Origin of the sequence: Dorea sp. MB18-49 (assembly GCF_023669465.1) — a bacterium.
In the GTDB taxonomy this organism is placed as follows: Bacteria; Bacillota; Clostridia; order Lachnospirales; family Lachnospiraceae; genus Dorea_A; species Dorea_A longicatena.
This window is the reverse complement of sequence record NZ_JAMOYX010000017.1, coordinates 43657-49656: the sequence shown is the minus strand read 5'-3', so window position 1 is coordinate 49656 and position 6000 is coordinate 43657. Positions and strand designations below refer to the sequence as shown.

Here is a 6000-nt window from a genome sequence, read left to right as displayed (position 1 = left end):
TAATATTATTGAACGATAATAAAAAATTATTGACAGATATGAAAGAGAATTAATAAAAATCATTTGTGAAAATCAAATTGACAATGAAGGGAAGAAAATTATGCTGGATTTTAGAACAGATACATTTCTTACGGTATGTGAGACGATGAACTTTACAGAGGCAGCAAAAAGATTACATATTACACAGCCGGCGGTTTCGCAACATATTCGTTTCCTTGAAAAGGAATATAATACCAGATTGTTTTCTTATTGTAATAAACAACTGTATCTGACGCCTGCAGGGGAGATACTCAGAAAACGTCTGATGACAATGAAAAATGATCAGCTGGCAATTATGAATGAGATAAGAAATGAATCCCATAAGATGGAATCTCTTTCTATAGGGGTTACAATGACGATCGGAGAATATGCAATTGTAGATAAAATAGCAGATTTTCTGATCGGTCATCCGGAGATGAATGTACACATACATTATGGAAATACAACACAGCTATTAACATTGCTGGATGAAGGAATTATTAATCTGGCACTTGTAGAGGGGAATTATCCGAAGGAAAATTATGAACATAAAAATTACAGTACTGAAGAATATATAGCAGTTTGTGCCAGAGATCACATATTTGAAGTAAAATCTCCGGAAACGATGCAGGAACTGGTGAAGGAGCGCCTGCTTGTACGTGAACCGGGATCCGGGACAAGGAATATTTTAGAAGAGTTACTTCTTGCAAGGGGAATGGGGATAAAAGATTTTCTTCACTATACAGAAGTGGAAAATATGCATACAATTATCGGGCTTTTAAAAAGAGATTGTGGAATTTCATTTATGTACAAAATTGCGGTAGCGGATGAACTTAAGAACGGAACATTGAAAGAAATCAGGCTTTCAGATTTTAAAATGCAGCATGATTTTGATTTTATCTGGGAAAAGGGCAGTATTTATACAGAAAAATATATTGGAATATGTGAGGAACTTCTGAAAAAGTACTGATATTGGCAGGGGAAGGCATTCTATTACATTATTATCTGTGCTGCACCGGAGAAAAGTGTTACGGAGATGATGAAGTCATCCTTACAGGAATAATTCATATGCATAAATGCCAGAGCATTACCGTTTACAGAAATGCTGATTTCTGTTAATCTGAAAGCAGAAATCAGGAGGGATAAGAAGTATATGATGACAAGAGAGGAAGCATTAGCATACGGAATGTCATTTTATAATGTATATGAAGAAAAGCCATTTCGTGATCCGAACTGGCAGCTGGTGCGGATTAAAGGAAGTAAAAAAACATTTCTGTGGATATATGAACGGGAAGGCTATATCAATCTGAATGTCAAAGTGAATCCGGAGTGGAGAGACTTCTGGCGCTCGGCGTATGAGTCAGTGACGGCCGGATATCATCTGAATAAAGAACACTGGAATACGATCATTCTGGATGGGACCATTCCGGAAGAAGAGATCAAAAGAATGATCGCAGAAAGCTATGATCTGGTTACGGACAGTCCGACAAAGAGAATCTATGAAGCAGTGAAGCGTATTCCAAAAGGACATGTGGCAACTTATGGGAAGATTGCAGAGATGGCAGGAGAACCCAGGATGGCAAGAGCCGTGGGCAATGCATTGCATAAGAATCCGGATCCGGAACATATTCCATGCTTCCGTGTAGTTAATGCAAAAGGAGAACTGGCCGGAGCATTTGCATTTGGAGGCCAGAATGTGCAGGCAGAACTTCTTCGGGCGGATGGAGTCGAAGTGATAAACGGAAGGGTAGATCTGGAAAAATACGGAATATAATTGACAATGCATTTCCAGAGAGGGCAAAAGGTGCTCAGGATGAGGCCTTTCTGCATGGTTATACCGTATTATTTGGAAGTACTGATAATAACTATATACAGGAAGAAAAGTTTTTGGATGCATTAAAAGCAAAGATGGTGGACGGTATTATATACGTCAGTTTCAATCCTGCAACAAGTGAAAAACTTCTGGAAAACATAACGGTTCCGGTGGTTTTTATGGACAGAAAGATAAAGAAAAGGGAGAATATGGGAAGTGTTCTGATCGATAAATTTTCTGCAATGAAGGATGTAGCGGCATATATTGCCGGAAAAGGCTGCAGACAGCCGGCGTATATTACAGCAGATATCTCGATATCGCCAAGCAAAGAACTTGGGAAAAAATTCCGGAAGACATTAAGATCATGGGATTTGATGATATTTACATTTCGAAATATCTGAATCCGAAACTTACTGCGGTCAGACAGGATGCGTATGAGATGGGAAGACAGGCAGCTGGAATGCTGATCAGATATATAGATCAGGGAATGCCGCTTACAGACAGGATCCTTCCATATGAGATTATGGAGCGTGGAACTCTGTATAATATGAAAACGTTTAACCAATTTACTTAAAGGAGGATATACACATGAAATATCGTAACGTAGGAAAAGCAGGAATCAAAGTCAGTGAGATTGCACTTGGAAGCTGGATGACAGATCTGAAAGAAAGTTCCGAGGAAGATGTGGCAAAAGAAGTTGTAAAACTTGCCTATGAGAATGGAATTAATTTCTTCGACTGTGCAGATGCATATTCAGGAGGAGCAGCTGAAAGGTTCTTCGGAGAAGTGTTAAAAGAATTCCCGAGAAAAGATCTGGTGATCTCAAGCAAGGTCTATTTCCCGACAGGAGATGGCGTGAATGATAGAGGACTTTCCAGAAAGCACATTATGGAAAACTGTGAGCAGTCTCTGAAAAATATGAACTTAGATTATCTGGATCTGTATTATTGCCATCGCTATGATGAGAACACAGATCTGGAAGAGACACTTCGTGCGATGAGTGATCTGGTTGCTCAGGGAAAGGTGCTGTATTACGGTGTAAGTGAAGAATGGGGAAGTGCAAGAATTGAAGAAGCACAGAAGATCATTGATAAGCGTGGTTTATATCCAATCACAGTGATCCAGCCACAGTACAATATGGTAGACCGCTATATTGAGCATGAGATCATGGGAACTTGCAGAAAATACGGAATCGGTATCACTTCATTTTCACCGTTGTCGCAGGGACTTCTGACCGGTAAATATAAAAAAGGACAGCCATATCCGGAAGGATCCCGTGCAACACATCAGGCAGACAAACAGATCAATAATCTGCTGACGGATGAAAATCTTGCAATTGTGGATGAACTTTCCAAAGTGGCAGATGATCTGGGAACAAATGTAGCAATCCTGTCACTGGCATGGATTCTGAAACACCCGGAGATCAGCTGCGTGATCGCAGGGGCAAGCAAGCCGTCGCAGCTTGAGAATAACCTCAAAGCTGTTGATCTGGAGATTCCGGATGATGCGATGGAACGGATTGAGAAGATTCTTGGATTCCAGAGATTTGAACGCCATGTAGGATAATACTGATATAAATGCATAGAGGCGGGGAAAAGTTATTTTCCCCGCCTTTAATCGCCATGCAAATGTGTAACAATGAAATAAGTTCTTGACAAATTTTGAAATCTGCATATAATTATCAATGGTAATTAACAGAGGTAATTATTTGGATTACTGTTTATTAACAGAATTTTATGAATGCATTGCAATATCAAGAGAATGGTAAGCAATAATTGTATGATGATTATATAAGGAGGACAAAATATGACAAGTGAAATCATAAAAAGGATGTTCGACGCATGCTATCAGGCAAAACGGACCCGGGATATGCTCCCGCCGCTGCCGGAAGGTGTCAGAGCATCCTTTATTCAGTATCTGGATGTGATTCAGTCATTGGAAAGAAAGGGCATACAGGTAAAAGTATCGGATCTCAGCGATGCAATGGAGCTTCCAAGACCGGGTGTTACAAGAACGGTCAAAGAAATGGAAGAAAAAGGATATCTTCAGAAGATTGCTTCCGAAGAGGATGGACGTGTCACATACATTACTGTTACGAAAAAAGGCTCAGAATTGTCACAGAAATATGACGAACAATATTTTGACAGCCTGCTTCCATATATGGAAGAAATACCGGACGAAGATGCAGAATGCATGATACAGACGATCGAAAAATTCTATCAGATCATGTGTGAAAGGAGGAAACACTACGATGAACGATAAGGCAGATTTTACACAGGGAAGCATTCTTAAGAAACTGATTGCATTTATGATGCCGGTGCTGGGAGCACTGATTCTTCAGGCGGCATATGGAGCAGTGGATCTTCTGGTGGTCGGAAGATTTGGTTCGACATCAGGACTTTCGGCAGTGTCCACAGGAAGCCAGGTATTGAATCTTGTCACTTTCGTAGTGATTCAGTTTGCGATGGGAATCACGGTTTTGATAGCAAGGTATCTGGGCGAAAAGAGACCGGATCAGATAGGTTCGGTTATTGGCGGCTCGGCAGTTGTATTTACTATGATTGCAGCCTGCTTATTTATCGTTATGGTAGGATTTGCACATCCGATCTCAGTACTGATGCAGGCTCCAAAAGAAGCAGTTGATCTGACATCAGTATATGTGCGTATCTGCGGAGGCGGTATCTTCTTTATCGTCGCATACAACCTTTTATCCGCAATTTTCCGTGGATTGGGAGATAGTAAATCTCCGTTACTATTTGTATTTGTTGCATGTATCGTGAACGTGATCGGAGATCTGGTACTGGTGGCAGGACTTCACATGGATGCAGCAGGTGCGGCGATCGCAACGGTTACAGCACAGGCACTCAGCGTAGTATTTGCCGTAATCCTTCTGATCAAAAAGAAACTTCCATTTAAGATTACCAGAAAAGATTTCAGCCTGAACAGCCAGTGTAAGAAATTTCTGAAGATTGGGCTGCCGCTTGCACTGCAGGAGTTTTTGACACAGATGTCCTTCCTGGCACTTTGTGCATTCGTAAACCGGCTTGGTCTGGAAGCTTCTTCAGGTTACGGTGTTGCATGCAAGATCGTCAACTTTGCGATGCTGGTACCAAGTGCGCTGATGCAGTCGATGGCATCTTTCGTATCCCAGAACATCGGAGCAGGAAAGACGAAACGTGCGAAGAAATCCATGTTCACCGGAATCGGTGTCGGCCTGGTTGTGGGATGCATGGTATTCTTACTGGTGATGTTAAAAGGCGATATGCTCGCAGGATTCTTTACGACAGATGCAGCCGTTATCCAGAAAGGCTATGCATATCTGAAAGGATTTGCACTGGAGACAATCGTGACAGCGATCCTGTTCAGTATGGTCGGATACTTCAATGGTAATAATAAGACGGTCTGGGTAATGACACAGGGATTGATCCAGACCTTGCTGGTACGTCTTCCATTTGCATATGTCATGAGTATCCAACCGGATGCGAGCCTTACGAAGATTGGTCTTGCGGCGCCGGTATCGACGATGGTGGGAATTGTGCTGAATGTTGGATTTTATATTTATCTTGGAAAGCAGGAGAAGAAAATAAGTAAAAAATAAAAATATTATTGTGATTATGATAAAATATAGATAATAAAAATGAAAGGAAGAAATGATTCAAATTCGACCAGTTTCTGATTTAAGAAACAAATTTCCTGAAATTGAGACAATTGTAAATAGTGGGAATCCTGTGTATTTAACGAAGAATGGTTATGGTTCTATGGTAGTTTTAAGTTTAGAAGAGTATGCAAGTCTTACTAACAATGTAGAAATGAAACTTGATGAAGCAGACAGGCAGGCGGCAGCAACTGAGGAAAGACTTTCTCATGAAAGTGTATTTAAGAATGTAAGGAGCGTGATACATGGAAAATAAATCGTATCAACTTCGTTATCTTCCGATGTTTGAGACGGATGTGAGTTCAAAGGTTTTACAATAATTTTTCGGGGAAAATACCAGAAAAAATTTATTTGACTTTTGGAAAAACAGGAAATATAATAGTCACAAACGAGTAGCGAGTAAGCGTAAATCCAGTTTACCTGCTGCTCGTTTTTTATTTGTTAAAACATAATATTTGTCATGAAAAAGTGTGTAGCCTGTCAGCGTAAGTCCAACTTATACGACAGAGCTGCA

8 protein-coding genes are annotated in these 6000 nt (G+C 40.5%); all 8 read left to right on the top strand.

What is annotated here, in order from left to right; all coding sequences use genetic code 11:
• The first annotated feature begins 100 nt into the window (after positions 1–100).
• Positions 101–988, top strand: coding sequence for a LysR family transcriptional regulator (locus NCY30_RS07115; RefSeq protein WP_006427743.1), 888 nt, complete (start codon positions 101–103; stop codon positions 986–988).
• A 183-nt stretch (positions 989–1171) separates the two neighbouring features.
• Positions 1172–1792: a methylated-DNA--[protein]-cysteine S-methyltransferase gene (locus tag NCY30_RS07110; RefSeq protein ID WP_022415842.1), complete on the top strand. Its 621-nt coding sequence runs from the start codon at positions 1172–1174 to the stop codon at positions 1790–1792.
• Positions 1693–2232 (top strand): substrate-binding domain-containing protein, encoded by a 540-nt coding sequence (locus NCY30_RS07105; protein WP_147578449.1) that lies wholly within the window; start codon positions 1693–1695, stop codon positions 2230–2232. The genes NCY30_RS07110 and NCY30_RS07105 overlap by 100 nt, the downstream gene beginning before the upstream one ends.
• Complete coding sequence (locus NCY30_RS07100) at positions 2196–2405, top strand: substrate-binding domain-containing protein (protein WP_006427746.1); 210 nt, start codon at positions 2196–2198, stop codon at positions 2403–2405. The genes NCY30_RS07105 and NCY30_RS07100 overlap by 37 nt, the downstream gene beginning before the upstream one ends.
• 14 nt (positions 2406–2419) lie before the next feature.
• Complete coding sequence (locus NCY30_RS07095) at positions 2420–3397, top strand: aldo/keto reductase family protein (protein WP_006427748.1); 978 nt, start codon at positions 2420–2422, stop codon at positions 3395–3397.
• 240 nt (positions 3398–3637) lie between these two features.
• Positions 3638–4093 (top strand): MarR family winged helix-turn-helix transcriptional regulator, encoded by a 456-nt coding sequence (locus NCY30_RS07090; RefSeq protein ID WP_006427749.1) that lies wholly within the window; start codon positions 3638–3640, stop codon positions 4091–4093.
• Positions 4083–5429 (top strand): MATE family efflux transporter, encoded by a 1347-nt coding sequence (locus NCY30_RS07085; RefSeq protein WP_006427750.1) that lies wholly within the window; start codon positions 4083–4085, stop codon positions 5427–5429. The genes NCY30_RS07090 and NCY30_RS07085 overlap by 11 nt, the downstream gene beginning before the upstream one ends.
• A gap of 52 nt (positions 5430–5481) precedes the next feature.
• The gene (locus NCY30_RS07080; RefSeq protein ID WP_006427751.1) at positions 5482–5742 is read left to right on the top strand and encodes a type II toxin-antitoxin system Phd/YefM family antitoxin; all 261 of its coding nucleotides are present in this window, start codon (positions 5482–5484) and stop codon (positions 5740–5742) included.
• The last annotated feature ends 258 nt before the right edge of the window (positions 5743–6000 follow it).